General features: G+C 63.8%; 15 protein-coding genes. 10 read left to right on the forward strand and 5 right to left on the reverse strand.

The features are described 5' to 3' along the window. Positions 1-97 precede the first annotated feature (97 nt). The 9 genes from ACEOAC_RS00515 (at position 98) to ACEOAC_RS00555 (ending at position 8,953) form a co-directional block, all read left to right on the forward strand. Complete coding sequence (locus tag ACEOAC_RS00515; RefSeq protein ID WP_241813904.1) at positions 98-625, forward strand: hypothetical protein; 528 nt, start codon at positions 98-100, stop codon at positions 623-625. Positions 626-802: 177 nt separating this feature from the next. Then, positions 803-1,147 (forward strand): DUF1840 domain-containing protein, encoded by a 345-nt coding sequence (locus tag ACEOAC_RS00520; protein ID WP_006713251.1) that lies wholly within the window; start codon positions 803-805, stop codon positions 1,145-1,147. Positions 1,148-1,379: 232 nt separating this feature from the next. Continuing rightward, on the forward strand, positions 1,380-2,705 hold the full coding sequence (gene rsmB, locus ACEOAC_RS00525; RefSeq protein WP_241813903.1) for a 16S rRNA (cytosine(967)-C(5))-methyltransferase RsmB: 1,326 nt from the start codon (positions 1,380-1,382) through the stop codon (positions 2,703-2,705). After that, on the forward strand, positions 2,702-3,325 hold the full coding sequence (locus tag ACEOAC_RS00530) for a DUF4390 domain-containing protein (RefSeq protein WP_413444874.1): 624 nt from the start codon (positions 2,702-2,704) through the stop codon (positions 3,323-3,325). The genes rsmB and ACEOAC_RS00530 overlap by 4 nt, the downstream gene beginning before the upstream one ends. Next, a complete protein-coding gene (locus ACEOAC_RS00535; RefSeq protein ID WP_006713248.1) occupies positions 3,322-5,616 on the forward strand; it encodes a sensor histidine kinase in 2,295 nt (764 codons plus the stop codon). Before ACEOAC_RS00530 ends, ACEOAC_RS00535 begins: the two co-directional genes overlap by 4 nt. 152 nt (positions 5,617-5,768) lie before the next feature. Further along, positions 5,769-6,518 carry a response regulator gene (locus ACEOAC_RS00540; RefSeq protein ID WP_006713247.1) on the forward strand — a complete coding sequence of 250 codons (750 nt, stop codon included), beginning with the start codon at positions 5,769-5,771 and terminating at the stop codon, positions 6,516-6,518. 515 nt (positions 6,519-7,033) lie between these two features. Then, on the forward strand, positions 7,034-7,291 hold the full coding sequence (locus ACEOAC_RS00545) for a DUF3567 domain-containing protein (RefSeq protein ID WP_006713246.1): 258 nt from the start codon (positions 7,034-7,036) through the stop codon (positions 7,289-7,291). Between the two features lie 142 nt (positions 7,292-7,433). Next, on the forward strand, positions 7,434-8,111 hold the full coding sequence (gene trmB / locus ACEOAC_RS00550; RefSeq protein WP_413444871.1) for a tRNA (guanine(46)-N(7))-methyltransferase TrmB: 678 nt from the start codon (positions 7,434-7,436) through the stop codon (positions 8,109-8,111). Further along, positions 8,108-8,953, forward strand: a complete 846-nt coding sequence (locus tag ACEOAC_RS00555; RefSeq protein WP_006713244.1) for a DMT family transporter — start codon at positions 8,108-8,110, stop codon at positions 8,951-8,953. Before trmB ends, ACEOAC_RS00555 begins: the two co-directional genes overlap by 4 nt. A gap of 14 nt (positions 8,954-8,967) precedes the next feature. On the opposite strand, the gene ACEOAC_RS00560 is transcribed toward ACEOAC_RS00555, so the two are convergent. The 5 genes from ACEOAC_RS00560 to ACEOAC_RS00580 form a co-directional block, all read right to left on the reverse strand. Continuing rightward, positions 8,968-10,635, reverse strand: coding sequence for an electron transfer flavoprotein-ubiquinone oxidoreductase (locus ACEOAC_RS00560; RefSeq protein ID WP_413628634.1), 1,668 nt, complete (start codon positions 10,633-10,635; stop codon positions 8,968-8,970). Positions 10,636-10,645: 10 nt separating this feature from the next. After that, positions 10,646-11,581, reverse strand: a complete 936-nt coding sequence (locus tag ACEOAC_RS00565; protein ID WP_413443961.1) for an electron transfer flavoprotein subunit alpha/FixB family protein — start codon at positions 11,579-11,581, stop codon at positions 10,646-10,648. 9 nt (positions 11,582-11,590) lie between these two features. Then, on the reverse strand, positions 11,591-12,340 hold the full coding sequence (locus ACEOAC_RS00570) for an electron transfer flavoprotein subunit beta/FixA family protein (RefSeq protein ID WP_413443962.1): 750 nt from the start codon (positions 12,338-12,340) through the stop codon (positions 11,591-11,593). Positions 12,341-12,413: 73 nt separating this feature from the next. Beyond that, complete coding sequence (locus ACEOAC_RS00575; protein ID WP_077236523.1) at positions 12,414-12,989, reverse strand: HutD family protein; 576 nt, start codon at positions 12,987-12,989, stop codon at positions 12,414-12,416. A 15-nt stretch (positions 12,990-13,004) separates the two neighbouring features. Further along, positions 13,005-14,189, reverse strand: coding sequence for an NAD(P)/FAD-dependent oxidoreductase (locus tag ACEOAC_RS00580; protein ID WP_006465359.1), 1,185 nt, complete (start codon positions 14,187-14,189; stop codon positions 13,005-13,007). Positions 14,190-14,397: 208 nt separating this feature from the next. Here ACEOAC_RS00580 and ACEOAC_RS00585 point away from each other — a divergent pair, with 208 nt between their 5' ends. Further along, positions 14,398-15,369: a LysR family transcriptional regulator gene (locus ACEOAC_RS00585; protein ID WP_241813367.1), complete on the forward strand. Its 972-nt coding sequence runs from the start codon at positions 14,398-14,400 to the stop codon at positions 15,367-15,369. Positions 15,370-15,552: the final 183 nt, after the last annotated feature.

A 15,552-nucleotide genomic window follows, 5' to 3' on the forward strand; every position in this document is an offset into this window, starting at 1 on the left:
TTGCCGGCCGGCCATCAGACAATGGCGCTTTTTCAGCAGCCCGGGTCGGGCCTGATGCCTTTGCTATGATGGACGCCCTTCCATTCCGGTCTGCCCCATGCGCCCTGTCCGCGTCGCCCTCGTCTCCCTGAGCCTGGCCTGCATGTGCCTGGCGGCCTGTTCGCCGCGCTACAACTGGCGCGAAACCAGTGACAACGGCGCTCATTTTGTGGTGCTGCTACCGGCCAAGCCGGCCAGCGTCACGCGCCCGGTCGATCTGGACGGCCCCAAGGTGGAGATGAGCATGACCGCCGCCGAGGTGGACGGCCTGACCTTCGCCGCCGGCACCGCTGAATTGCCCGACGCCGCCAGCGCCAGCCGGGCGCTGGACGCCATGCGCACGGCCCTGCTCAACAACATCGGTGGTCAGGTTCAGTCAGGTGCGGCCTGGCCGGGCAAGACCGAGGGCTTTGCGCGCACCGTCGATCTGGACGCCCGTGGCGTCTCCCGTGGCCGGCCGCTGCGGTTGGTGGCGCGCCTGGTCGCCCGTGAGCGGCGGGTGTACCAGATCCTCATCGTGGGCGATGAAAAGGCCTTCACCGAGGAAAACATTGAAACCTTTTTCAGCTCTTTCAAACCAAGCTGAGCGGGGCCATTGCAAGATGACAGAAATCAGGCGACCGGAGTATTCTTGTCGCTGCCCGTCACTCCAAACGGGCAATCCCGCAGGAATGCGGATGCAGTCTGCAGCGCATTTCCACCATGGCCCGGCCCAAGCGGCCGCGCCCGAAGAAACGTTTTCAATCAAAGACCCTGAGGAAATATGCTGATTACATTCAAATCAAAAGCGGCTGCCGATGTGGTGATGTACGAATCACACGCCAAACCCATCCTGGACCTGCTGCACAAGGATCCCGCACGCGGCGTGATCACCGCGGCCGAGGCCGGTGACGCCGTCACCCTGCTGGAACAGCAGATCAATGCCAGCAAGGCGCACGAAGCGGCTGAAGCCCTGGCGCGCGATGTCAACGCCCACCACAACGCCGACACCGACGATCACAACCACGAAAAGATCGAGGCCGTCAGCTTCTCGGCGCGCGCCTATCCGCTGCTGGACATGCTGCGCGAGGCCAAGAAGGGCGGCTACGACATCCTCTGGGGCGTCTGACCCCGTTACGCCCCCTGCCAGTCAAGACGGCTGCCGCGATCATCCACCGCGGCAGCCGTTTTTTATTGGTGCCGGCCAGGTTACCCCGCCACACCGACAGGTGTAGGACACCTTGGCGGCTGGTACACTGGCGGCCCGCGCCCTTTCGCCGACCCATGACCGCCGCCAATACCGCAAGCCATTGCCAAGGCGCAACTCCGGTCTGCAACGGGCCTCCTAGACAAGCATAGACGTGATCCAGATTTCCCTTCTCTCTCCCTCGGCCAAGGCCGATTCGCTGGCGTACCAGCTGGCCTACGCGGCCCAGGCCGTGGCCGCCGTGCGTGCCGGTCATGCCCTGCCCCAGGCCCTGGCACAGATTTTTGCCCGTAGCGACGCCCCGGCGCCGGCCCGCGGGGCCATCCAGGACCTGAGCTACCGCGCCATGCGCCGACTGGGCCTGACCGATGCCCTGCTGAGCCTCTTGGCCAACAAGCCGCCCCAGCCTGACGTGCTCCACGGCCTGCTGGTGAGCGCCCTGGCGCTGCTGGTGGAAGATGACGAGGCCGGCTATGACAGCTTCACCGTGGTCAACCAGGCCGTCGAAGCGGCCGCCATCAGCCCCGAGATGAGCTTTGCCAAGGGCGTGGTCAATGCCATCCTGCGCCGCTTCCTGCGCGAGAAGGCGGCGCTGATGCCGCAGGCCACCAAGACCCCGCCAGGGACCTGGAACTATCCCACCTGGTGGATCGACCGTCTCAAGGCTGCCTACCCCGAGCAATGGCAGGCCATCCTGCATGCCGGCAACCAGGCGCCACCGCTGACCTTGCGCGTGAACCGCCGCCGCGCCAGCGTCGCCGAGTATCTGGCAGAGCTGCAGCAGGCCGGCATCGGCGCGCGCCAGGTCGGTCCCTATGCGGTGCGGCTGGACCAGCCGACACCGGTGCAGCAGATTCCCGGTTTCGCCGCGGGCGTGGTTTCGGTACAGGACGCCGCTGCCCAGCTGGCCGCGCCGCTGCTGGATGTGGCCGACGGCATGCGCGTGCTGGACGCCTGTGCCGCGCCCGGCGGCAAGACTGGCCACCTGCTGGAACTGGCCGATCTCGACCTGCTGGCGCTGGATCACGATAGCCGCCGCCTGCAACGCATCGCCGAAAACCTCGAACGTCTGCACCTGCGGGCCAGCCTCGTCACCGGGGACGCCCGCCAGGACGACTGGTGGGACGGCCAGCCCTTCGACCGCATCCTGGCCGACGTGCCGTGCACGGCTTCCGGCATCGTGCGGCGCCACCCGGATATCCGCTGGCTGCGCCGCAAGACCGACACCGCGCAGCTTGCAACACTTTCTGCGCAAATTCTGGACAAGCTTTGGCAGATGCTGCGACCGAATGGTAAATTGCTGCTCGTAACCTGCTCGCTGTGGCCCCAGGAATCGGAGCAGCAAGCGATCGCCTTCGCGCAGAAACACAATGCCATCCGGTTGCCCGCTCCCGGTCAACTATTGCCGACCGCAGACGCAGAAGCAGACGCCGACCACGATGGCCTGTTCTATGCGCTGTTCCAAAAACCTGGTGCATGAATTTGACGCAATCGGCCCTTCTCCCCTCTCCAGCACGCCGCCTGACCACGGGCTGCGCCCGAGTGCTGCGCGGCATGCTGCCATGGCTGCTGGTGGCGCTGCTGGCCTGTTCCACCCTCACCGCCCAGGCCGCCGAGATCACCGTCAGCCAGGCCAGCATCGAAGCCAGCGACCAGGGCTATCGCCTGTCGGTGTCCTATGACTTCGAATTGAATCGCGGCCTGGAAGACGCGCTTTCACGCGGCGTGCCGCTGTACTTCACGACCGAAGTCCAGCTCACGCGGCGGCGCTGGTACTGGTTCGACGAAACCAGCGTCTCGGCCACACGCACGGTACGCGTGTCCTATAACGTGCTGACCCGGCAATACCACACCGCCATCAGCGGCCAGTTGCAGCAGAGCTTCAGCAACCTGGAGGACGCGATGACGCTGATCCGCCGCCCACCGCGCTGGATCATTGCCGACAGCAACACCCTCAAAGCTGGCGACGTCTACCAGGTCGGCCTGCGCATGCGCCTGGACGTGGCGCAGCTGCCCAAGCCCTTCCAGGTCAATGCGCTCAACAATAGCGACTGGCGCCTGTCCTCCGACTGGATCGAATTCACCTACAAACCCGAATGAGCCGCACCTTACGCTATCTGCTGGTGGTCGGCGGGGGCGTCATCAGCATCCTGCTGTTCCTGCTGGCCTCAGCCTCCGAAAATTCCGCCCTCTTCGAGCAGCACTACCCGTGGCTGCTGTTCCTCAATGGCCTGGCCGCCATCTCGCTGCTGGGCCTGGTGCTGCTGCTGCTGGGCCGGCTCTACAAGCGCTACCGGCGCGGCAAGTTCGGCTCCAAGCTGCTGGCGCGGCTGGTGCTGATGTTCGCGCTGGTGGGCATCGTCCCGGGCGCCGTGATCTACCTGATGTCGGTGCAGTTCGTGTCGCGCTCCATCGAATCCTGGTTCGACGTGCGCATGGAAGCGGCGCTGGAGTCAGGCCTGAACCTGGGCCGCAATGCCCTCGACTCCTCGCTGTCGGATCTGGTCTCGCGGGCACGCGGCATCGCCCAGGAACTGTCGGACATGAGCGACTCCGAGCAGGTGACCTACCTCTCCCGCCAGCGTGACCAGAACATGGAAATCACCATCGTCAATGGCAACGGCCAGGTGATGAGTACCGTGGGCGGCGCCATCGGCTCGCTCACGCCGGTGCTACCCAGCACCCAGGCGATGCGCCAGGCACGGGTCTCGCGGGCCTTCTCGGCGGTGGAAAGCGACGATGCCCGCCCCAGCATCGGCGAATCCGATACCGACGGCAACCTGCGGCTGCACGTGGTGGTGCTGGTCCCGGCACCCAGTCGCGGGCTGTCCCTGCAGAGCGAAACGCGCTACCTGCAGATCCTGCAGCCGGTGCCGGATTACCTCGCCACCAATGCCGAAACACTCAGGCTGGCCTACAACGAATACCAGCAGCGCTCGGTCTCGCGGTCCGGCCTGCGCAAGATCTACCTGGTCACGCTCACGCTCACGCTGCTGCTGGCCATCTTCGCGGCCATCGCCAGTGCCTTCCTGATCGCCAGCGACCTCGCCAAACCGCTGCTGCTGCTGGCCGAAGGCACCAAGGCGGTGGCCGAGGGCAATCTCTCGCCACGGCCCATCGTCAGTACCTCCGACGAACTGGGGACGCTGACGCAATCGTTCAATACGATGACGCGCCAGTTGCTGGAAGCCCGGACCTCCGTCGAAAAGAACCGCGCCGAACTGGAAAACGCCAAGGCCTACCTGGAATCGGTGCTGGCCAACATGTCGGCCGGGGTGATGGTGCTGGATGGCCAGTTCAACATCGTCAGCGCCAACGATTCGGTGCGGCGCATCCTGGGCTATGACTTCTCGGCCAACATCGGCACCCCGCTGCAGACCATCGAAAGCCAGGCCCCCTTCGCCCAGGCCATCATCCGCGCCTTCTCCGAGCAACTGGCCCAGCACAGCGGTGAAGCCGGCGACGGCCTGCACTGGCAGCGGCAGTTCGAACTGTCGCGTCAGCCCGGCGTGAGCTTCGAGGCCAATGACGAGCAAGGCGGCAAGCCCGACCACGACAAGCTGACCCTGCTGGCGCGCGGCTCGCACCTGCCGGTGGAAAACGGGGTGGGCTACGTGGTGGTGTTCGACGACATCAGCAACGTCATCTCCGCCCAGCGCTCGATCGCCTGGGGCGAGGTCGCCCGCCGCCTGGCGCACGAAATCAAGAACCCGCTGACGCCCATCCAGCTCTCGGCCGAACGCCTGCAGCACCGCCTGTCGGACAAGCTCATGCCGGGGGATGCCGCCATCCTGGAAAAAGGCACCACCACCATCGTCAACCAGGTCACGGCCATGAAGCGCATGGTCGACGACTTCCGCGACTACGCCCGCACGCCGCCGGCCAAGCCGGTGGCACTGGATCTGAACGCGCTGATCGAGGAGATCCTCAACCTCTACCTCAGCGGCGACGGTCGCGACGTGATCCACGCCCGCCTGGCACCCCAGATGGCCAAGGTCCTGGGGGATGCCACCCAGATGCGCCAGGTCATCCACAACCTCCTGCAGAACGCCCAGGATGCGGTGGCCGACGATGGCCAGGAAGCGCCACGCATCGACGTGCTGACCGAGCAGATCGACATCGCCGCCGCCAACGGCCAGCGCCAGCCGGCGGTGCGGCTGTCGATCATGGATAACGGCCCCGGCTTCTCGGCCAAGATCCTGGCCCGTGCCTTCGAGCCCTACGTCACATCCAAGACCAAGGGAACCGGCCTGGGGCTGGCGATGGTCAAGAAAATCGTCGAAGAACACGGCGGTCGTATCGATATACAGAACCGTACAGAGGGCAGAGGCGCAAAAATTGTAATTTTGCTGGTAAAGTTAGCATCTATTGATCAAGAGACGGTTTCATAGGGAAACCGACCCTACGGCTCAAGATTCGAAAGCACTACGCCGGGGGGACCTGGCAGTTCATCAAGGCCTGCTCGCTAACGCCGCGTTGAGCAGGCCGGCCCGGAACAAGATCGAAAACTTGGACAATGAACTAGCAGCGAGGAAAGCAGCACATGGCAAACATCCTGGTCGTCGATGACGAAATGGGTATCCGCGAATTGCTCTCAGAAATTCTGGGCGATGAGGGACATGTCGTGACCACTGCGGAAAACGCGCAGCAGGCACGCGAGCTTCGCCAGGCCGGAGTACCCGACCTCGTGCTGCTCGATATCTGGATGCCCGATACCGACGGCGTCACGTTGCTCAAGGAATGGCAGCGCGACGGTCTGTTGACCATGCCGGTCATCATGATGTCCGGGCATGCCACCATCGATACGGCCGTGGAGGCCACCCGCATCGGTGCGCTGAATTTCCTGGAAAAGCCGATCGCCCTGCAAAAGCTGCTCAAGGCCGTGCAACAGGGTCTCTCGCACAGCCGCGAGGCGGTGCGTCCGGCCAGCTATCGTCCGGCACCGGTGGCCGCCGTGGCCAATGGCGCCGGCGACAGCCTGCACTCGCCAGAACATGTGGCACCGGTGGCCGCGTACGCCCCGGCCATGGGCAGCGAAGCGCTGCACCACGGCACCCCGGCCGCCGCACCGTTCGGCCAGGTGGCCGACAACGCCGCCAACATCTCCTTCGACCTGCCTCTGCGCGAAGCCCGCGACGCCTTCGAACGCGCCTATTTCGAATACCACCTGGTGCGCGAGAACGGCAGCATGACACGGGTGGCCGAACGCACCGGCCTGGAGCGCACCCACCTCTACCGCAAGCTCAAGCAACTGGGCGTGGAACCGGGCAAGCTGGCGCGCAAGAATCACTGAGCCAACCGAGTCCACTGGACAGGACGCCACTGTCCACCCACCATCAGGCAGTACAGAACGGGATCGCAGCGCGGTCCCGTTTCTTTTGCTACTCTGGGTTCGTCCGGCGGCAGGCTCAGAAATTTCCTGATGTTCTTTTCCCGCTGACAGCGGCATCCTGCAGTCATGAGGCAGGGCTTGCCCGGTTGCAATGGATACGCTGGCTGGGCGCGCCATCGATGAACTTCCATGGCAGCGCGTCATCTACCCTCAGCAGGCAAGTGCCGGTGCAAGCCACCCAGCCATGGAATTTTGTGTGGATTGCATGACTTGCAGGCAAGGAACACGACAGGGGCCAAAGTTTTCCGCCCTCCCTGCCGTAACCAGACTCAGGAACGCAAGCGACGCGGCGTTCCCCGAGGGAGCTGTATCGAAGCAGCAGAAATGCACCAGCGGCGCGGCCCGCAAGGGTCTTGAAATTGACGGTGATGGCGCCACTTCCTTTTCGAAGCAGTATTCCAGCATAAGGAGTCACTATGAACCTGATCTACAACAGCGAGCAGTACAGCGTCGTCGAATTCGGTGCCGATACCGACCACGAAGCCTTGCGCTTCGGCGGTTACGAGATCATGGACAAGTCCGGCCAGCGCGAAATCTACATCGATGGCCCGGCCGCCGAACTGTTCCGCAAGGACGTTCAGGAGCTGATCGCCTCCGAGCCGACCATGGAAGACATCGACAACTTCCTGAGCCGCTACGACGTGATGATGCGTCATCCCATGACCTTGCACTGATCGGGTCCATCATCCCGGGTTCAACCCGGTGATCCACGCCGCGCCGCCAGCGCGGCGTTTTTATTTCCAGGTCAGCTTGCTGCCGGCGTGCCACGCGCAGAGTCCATTAAAATGGCGCTTTGTCGCCCATCCCTGGTTTTTCGTGAATTCCTCGCCCATCAGCAGCGCCCAGACCGGCGTACATGAGCAACTGGCCGAACTGGTCGCCCGCCATGCCCAGCATCCCTTTCGCAAACCCGTCACGGACTACAACCAGCGCGCCTTCGACGCCAGCATGCACGCCTGGCAGTCGGCCGGTGCGGCACCGCTGATCCTCGATACCGGTTGCGGCGTGGGACTGTCCACTCTCAACCTGGCCACGCAATACCCTGATCATTTTGTCATCGGCATCGACCAGTCGGCCGACCGCCTGGCGCGCAACACCCACTGGGACGGCCCGCAGCCGGAGAACCTCTGCTTCGTGCGCGCCGACCTGGTCGATTACTGGCGCCTGGCGCAGCAGACCGGACTGCGCCCGGCCCGGCATTACCTGCTCTATCCCAACCCCTGGCCCAAGATTGGCCACCTGGCGCGACGCTGGCCGGGGCATGCGGTGTTTCCCAGCATCGTGGCCCTGGGCGGCCAGATCGAATGCCGCAGCAACTGGCGCATCTATGTCGAGGAATTCGCCGCCGCGCTGAACCAGTTGAGCGGCCTGTCCGTCCAGGCCCTGGCCTGGCATCCCGCCGCACCGATCACCCCCTTCGAGCGCAAGTACCTGGCCTCCGGCCATGCGCTGTGGCGCTGTGTGGCCGATCTCGACCAGGGGCGGGCGACATGAGCCTCGGCGTCATCGGCCTGGTGCTGGCCGCAGCCCTCCTGCATGCCTCCTGGAACGCCCTGCTCAAGAGCAGCCATGACCGCCTGGCCTCGCTGTCGCTGATGACCATCGGCGCCGGCCTCGGTGCCCTCCCGCTGGTTCTGTGGCGACCGCTCCCGGACGCGGCCAGCTGGTTCTACATCGTCCTCTCCGGCCTGCTGCACACCGGCTACAACCTGTTCCTGATCCGCGCCTACCGGATCGGTGACTTCGGCCAGTCCTACCCGATCGCCCGCGGCTCCTCGCCCCTGCTGGTGGCATTGGGCGCAGCCCTGTTCGCAGCTGAACAACTGGGCAGCACCACCGTCATCGGCATCGCCCTGGTATCGGCCGGCATCGTCAGCCTGGCCAATCTGCGCGCCATGCGCAGTCGCGAGCACCTCTCCGGCCCGCTGGCGGCATTGGCCACCGGCGCTTTCATCGCCGCCTATACCATCACCGACGGCATTGGAGCGCGCCTGGCGGGTGATGCCATCGGCTATGCCGGCTGGCTGTTCGTACTGGACAGCATCCCGCTGGCCCTGATCTACCACCGCAAGCACGGCCGCTCCCCGCTCGTGCTGTCGCAGAAGGAAACCTGGATCGGCCTGGCCGGTGGTGTCATGTCGCTACTGGCCTATGGCATCGTGATCTGGGCGGTCACGCTGGCGCCCATGGGCATGGTCTCCGCCCTGCGCGAAACCTCGGTACTGTTCGCGCTCCTGATCGGCGCCCTCTTCCTGGGCGAAAAGCTCACCCTGCGGCGCGTACTGTCCTGCCTGGTCATCGCCGCGGGTGCGGTGGTGCTGGGCGCGCATCATTGAGCGATCGCCGGCGGCTACATCCCTGAATAATTCGGCCCGCCGCCGCCTTCAGGCGTAACCCAGACGATGTTCTGCGTCGGGTCCTTGATATCGCAGGTCTTGCAGTGCACGCAGTTCTGGGCGTTGATCTGCAGGCGGTCGGTGTTGTCTTCGTTCTTGACGAATTCATAGACACCTGCCGGGCAGTAGCGTGCTTCCGGGCCGGCGTACTTGGCCAGATTGATCTGGACCGGCACGGCCTTGTCCTTCAGCGTCAGGTGCGCGGGCTGGTCTTCACCATGGTTGGTATTGGAGATGAAGACCGATGACAGGCGATCGAAGGTCAGCTTGCCATCCGGCTTGGGATAGGCGATCGGTGCAAAGTCGGCGGCCGGGCGCAGGCATTCGTGGTCGGCATGCGTGTGGCGCAGGGTCCAGGGGGCCTTGCCACCGAACAGTACCTGATCGATGCCCACCAGCAGCGTGCCGGCCACCAGGCCCTTGCTCATCGAGGGCTTGAAGTTGCGGGCCTTGTGCAGTTCTTCCTTCAGCCAGGAGGCCTCGAAAGCGGCCGGGTAGGCCGACAGCTCGTCCGACTGGCGATTCTCACCCAGGGCATTGAATGCCGCATCCGCTGCCAGCATGCCGCTCTTGATCGCCGCATGGCTGCCCTTGATGCGTGAGGCATTGAGGAAGCCGGCATCGCAACCCAGCAGCGCACCACCGGGGAATACCAGCTTGGGCAAGGATTGCACGCCGCCGGCAGTGATCGCGCGGGCGCCGTAGGAGAGGCGTTTGCCGCCTTCGAAGAACTTGCGGATCTCTGGATGGGTCTTGTAGCGCTGGAATTCCTCGAACGGCGACAGGTAGGGATTCTGGTAGGCCAGGCCGACCACGTAGCCCACGGCCACCTGGTTGTTGTCCAGGTGATAGAGGAAGGAACCTCCGTAGGTGTCATTGGAGAGCGGCCAGCCGGCGGTGTGGACCACCAGACCGGGCTGGTGCACTTCCGGCTTCACTTCCCACAGCTCCTTGATGCCTATGGCATAGGTCTGCGGATCGCGGCCGGCATCCAGCTTGTATTTCGCGATCAATTGCTTGCCCAGGTGGCCGCGCGCACCTTCGGCGAAGAAGGTGTATTTGGCGTGCAGTTCCATGCCCAGCTGGAATTCGGGACCGGGTTCGCCCTCCTTGTTGATGCCCATGTTGCCAGTAGCTACACCCTTGACCGAGCCATCCTCGTGGTAGAGCACTTCGGCAGCGGGGAAGCCCGGGAAGATTTCCACGCCCAGCGCTTCGGCCTGCTGGCCCAGCCAGCGCGTGACGTTGGAGAGCGAAATCACGTAGTTGCCATGGTTCTGGAAGCAGGCCGGGAGCAGCCAGTTCGGCGTCTTGTAGGCCTTGTCGGCCGAGAGGAAGAGGAAGCGGTCTTCGCTCACCGGCGTGTCCAGTGGCGCGCCTTGTTCCTTCCAGTCAGGGATCAGCTCGCTCAGCGCACGCGGGTCCATCACGGCGCCTGAAAGGATATGGGCGCCGACTTCGCTGCCTTTTTCCAGCACGCAGACCGAGACCTCGCGATGTTGCTGGGTAGCCAGTTGCTTGAGGCGGATCGCTGCCGACAGCCCGGCCGGGCCGCCGCCAACGATGACCACGTCGTATTCCATGGATTCGCGAGGGCCGTATTGTGCGAGCACGTTCTGCATCGTCATCGCCTTATCCCAGTTGCGCAACCAGTTCAGGCAATACCTCGAAGAGATCTCCCACCAGGCCATAATCGGCAACCGAGAAGATTGGTGCGTCGGCATCCTTGTTGATCGCCACAATGACCTTCGAATCCTTCATCCCCGCCAGATGCTGAATCGCGCCCGAGATCCCGACGGCGATGTACAGCTCCGGTGCCACCACCTTGCCAGTCTGGCCGATCTGGTAATCGTTGGGCACATAGCCGGCATCCACTGCCGCACGCGACGCACCCAGTGCCGCGTTGAGCTTGTCGGCCAGCGGCTCGAGCAGCGCCGCGTAATGCGCGCCGGAACCGAGACCACGTCCGCCGGATACCACGATCCTTGCCGACGCCAGCTCCGGCCGGTCTGACGCAATGGTCTGTCGCGAGATCAGCCGCGAGAGACCTGTATCTCCCACGGCGGCGATTGTCTCGATGAGGGCCTGTCCTCCTTCGAGGGGCGCTGCCTCAAAGGCAGTAGCACGCACCGAAATTACCTTGATGGGATCGGAAGACCTGACGGTGGCAATCACGTTGCCCGCGTAGATCGGCCGCTCGAAGGTGTGCGCATCCACCACCCTGGTGATTTCCGAGACCTGCGCCACGTCCAGCAATGCCGCCACCCGTGGCAGGACATTCTTGCCGGTCGCTGTCGCCGTGGCCATGACGTGGGAAAATGCCCCGGCCAACGTGACCACCTGCGCCGCCACATTCTCTGCCAGGCCATCGGCGAAACAGGGCGCGTCTGCTACCAGCACCCGCGCCACCCCGGCCACCTTCGCGGCCGCCTGGGCCACTGGTTCGCACTGCCAGCCGCAGACCAGCAAGGTAATGTTGCCACCGCATTCCCTGGCCGCCGTCACGGCATGCAGGGTCGCGCTCTTGAGTGATTGGTTATCGTGTTCGACAATGATCAGCACTGACATGGATAGTCCTCAGATGACGTTGGCTTCATTTTTCAGCTTGGCGACCAGAGCGGCGACGTCCACCAGCCTGACCCCTGCGCTGCGAGCAGGCGGTTCTGCCACCTCCAGGGTGGTCAGCCCGACCGCAACGTCGATCTCCAGCGCCTGGGGAGTGAGCACCTCCAGCGGCTTCTTCTTGGCCTTCATGATGTTGGGCAGGGTGACGTAGCGCGGCTCATTCAACCGCAGGTCGGTCGTGATTACCGCGGGCAGCTTCAGGGCGATGGTTTCCTGGCCGCCATCCACTTCGCGTGTAGCAATGACTTCATCTCCGGCCACTTGCAACTGGGAGGCAAAGGTAGCCTGCGGCATGCCCGCCAATGCTGCCAGCATCTGGCCAGTCTGGTTGCTGTCATCATCGATGGCCTGCTTGCCGACCACCACCAGGCGCGGCTGTTCCCGCATGAACACTGCCTGCAACAGCTTGGCTACGGCCAGGGGCTGCAGCTCTTGCGCGCACTCCACCAGAATGCCGCGGTCAGCGCCGATGGCCATGGCCGTACGCAAGGTCTCCTGACAGGCAGCCGGGCCACAGGAAACGGCCACCACCTCCGTGGCCACTCCAGCTTCCTTCAGACGCACGGCAGCTTCCACCGCGATTTCATCGAAGGGATTCATACTCATCTTGACGGCACCGATATCGACTCCCGAGCCGTCCGACTTGACCCTTACCTTGACATTGAAATCGACCACCCGTTTGACTGCGACTAGTATTTTCATGGCTTCGTATCTGCCTCATAAGAAATGTAACCAGGCGATGCGCGGAGCATGGACGGTCCGGCATCCGACCTGATCAGATGGAATGAACCAGCGCCAGTACCGCGCTGGCATCGGCTTGCAGTGGCTGCATCAGGCATCCGCCGTTCCCCTCGTCCCAGGCCAGCTGCCCAGCACCAACGATGACGTCGCTCGACAACTGCCAGCGCCCTGCTAGCGGGAGCAAGGCCCAGGCGGTCCCCGCATGGACCTGTCGCTGGCATTCGATCACCTGCAGTTCACCGCGCAAGACGGAACGACGCACCATCAGATTCAGGAAGCGCAGTTCCAGGCTGCCGGAATCGCGGCGCGCATGCCAACGTGGTTCACCTGGAAAACTGACGGGCTGCAAGGGTCGCACCCACACTGGCTCGGCGCCATTGCTGGCCAGACTGACCGCCCCGCTACCCAGCAGGACGGCATGGCGCTGCATGCCGGGAAAGACCGAGAACTCGGCATCGGCGGAGATATCGGCCAGACTCAGGCGCCAGTCGGCACTAGCAGACCCTGTGGATGCCGAGCCCGCCTCACGCGCACTGACCAGCGGGCGCGTCACGCCACCGCCGTTGCGCCAGGGCTCGGGCCTGACTTCGTCGAGCAGGAGCAAATGCATGACAGCGTGAGCTCCTCAGGAGACCGCACCCGAACCGTATTTCCCCACCAGCAGTTTTCCGGTCGAGAATCGCTCGATCGAATACGGCGCCAGCGAGACCTCCGTGGGCAGCCCCAGGGCGCACTGCGCCAGCACTTGTCCGACTGCCGGCGAAAGCTTGAAGCCGTGACCGGAGAAGCCGAACCCGGCGACCAGGCCTTCCACGCCAGGCAGGTGACCCAATACCGGATTCCAGTCCGGAGTGACGTCGTAGACGCCGGTCCAGGAGGTCGCCAGGCCGGCCGTCTCGTAGCTGGGGAAGCGCTGCGCCACCTGTTCGCCAATTTCGACGATGGCGTCCAGGGATACGTCGCCCTGTTCCGTATCAGGCGTAGCCAATGTTTCCCCTGCCACCCCCTCGGAGACCAGCATCTGGGTCCCGCCATAGCTGCGTCCGTAGAGCATGCCCTTGGATGCCAGGTCCTTGAAGACCGGCATCTGGAAGGTGTAAGCCTGCGGTCCCTCCAGTGCCAGCACCGTATGGCGTTCCGGCCGTACCGGCAGCGTGAGCCCGGTCCATGCAGCCAATTCAGGCGTCCAGATGTTCTGCGTGCTGATGACGATGTCGCTGAGGAAGCGCCCGGCAGTGGTTTGCACACCGCTCACACGGCCGTTCTCGATAAGCAGCCGTTCTACGCTCACGCCCTCTTTTACCGTTACGCCCCGGCGCCGTGCGGCACGCGCAAACGAGGTAGCCACCAGGTAGGCGTCGGCGAAGCCGGCCTCCGGTTCGAAGCTGATCAGCGCAGCGTCGTCGAAGCGGGCAATGGGCAGCAGCTCGGCAGCCTGCCTGGCATCCAGATACTGCAACGCAATGCCCTGCGCCTGCTGCCCCTGCAGCGAGGCACGCAGGGGTGCAAGCTTGTCATCATCCGCGGCCCAGATCATGTAGCCACATTTGACCAGACCGCAGGAAGCCTCCTCATCCTCGACATAGGCCGGGAAATTGTTGAACGTATCCCATGACAACTGCGCCAGCGTGACATTTTCCTGGACCGAATAGTGGGTCCGCAGAATGCCTGAAGACTGCGATGTCGTGCCTTCACCGACGGTCTTGCGATCCAGCACAAGGACCTTGCGTGCACCCAGCCGGGCCAGATGGAAAGCGGTGGAAGTACCAATCACGCCGGCACCGATCACGATGGCGTCATAAGCGTTCATTGCAGGGGTCATAGCATCCTCTTCGATCAGAATGGCATGCAGTGTCACCCGAAAAAATCGACAATCGCGGCAGCATTAGACAAACTAATGTTTTGAAGAAGTGGGCATTATCATCACGCACCATGTGGCGCTTTCGCTCCATGATCTCCCTGCACAACTGCCAGAGCAGTAACCGGCGACTGCCTGTTTTCTCCGAAAGGACCGCTTCATGCCCGACATGCCATTCGACCTGCACGCCCTCCAGGCTTTCGTCGCCGTTTGCGAAGGCGGTTCCATGATCGAAGCCGCCCGCAAGCTGGGCGTGACGCAAAGTGCCATCAGCCAGTTGATCAAGTCACTGGAAACCCAAAGCGGCATGGTGTTGCTGGACAGGGAGTTTCGCCCTTCCCGCCCGACGGCGGCCGGTCGCCTGCTCATGGAACTGGCGCAGGACCTGCTGGAGCACGCGCAGCGCGTCAATGAGCGCCTGATCGACGCTTCCCGCTCGGAGGTAGCGCAAATCCGCCTGGGCGGCGTGGATTCATTCTCCGCCACCGTGGGCCCGATACTGGTCCAGGCCATCGCCAAAGGCGCGCGACAGATATCACTCTGGTCGGGACTGACGCCCATTCTTTCGGAACAGCTGCAACGACGTGAGCTCGATCTGGCCGTGTGCACCGAATCGACAGTCAACGACCTGCGCATCGAACAACGCCTGCTGTTCTCCGAATGCTTCGTGGCCGTGATTCCCAGAAGCGTGGCCGAGCGGCATGCCGATGCCGGTCACGATTACCAGGCAGCCCTGCAAAGCCTTCCCCTGCTGCGCTATACGCGCCGCTCGGTCATCGGCCAGCAGATCGAACGCTACCTGCGGCACATCAAGCTCGATGCCCCGCGTCGCCTGGAGTTCGATGCCACCGACCCGATGCTCAACCTGGTCGCCTGGGGCATGGGTTATGCGGTCACCACTCCATTGTGCCTGTGGCAATCACGTCATTGCCTGCCGGACGTGGTGCTGGTGCCGCTGCCGCCCAGCCAGCTGGGTCGCCGCAACTTCTTCCTGCTCTCGCGCGAGGGCGAATGGAACAGCCTGGCCGAGGAAATCTCGGCACTCACCCGCCAGACACTGCAAGACAAGATCTCCCCTGCCATCCGCAAATCCTTGCCGGGCTTGCCCAAGGACGCGTTTTCCTGGAAATAGGCCGCCAATGGCCGCCTCAAGAACGGCCTGACTGGCACAGTCACGCACCACAGATGCAAATGTGCCAGTCGCTCTACACGGATGAGCAGGCAGCCATTAGCTACCCGTAAGACAGATGATCGAAGCCGCCATCCAGCGCCTGCAGACGCTGGACGTGCACGCCCGGTGGCCATGAGCGCTTTT

The sequence above is a fragment of the Herbaspirillum frisingense genome (assembly GCF_047325095.1).
In the GTDB taxonomy this organism is placed as follows: Bacteria; Pseudomonadota; Gammaproteobacteria; order Burkholderiales; family Burkholderiaceae_D; genus Herbaspirillum; species Herbaspirillum frisingense.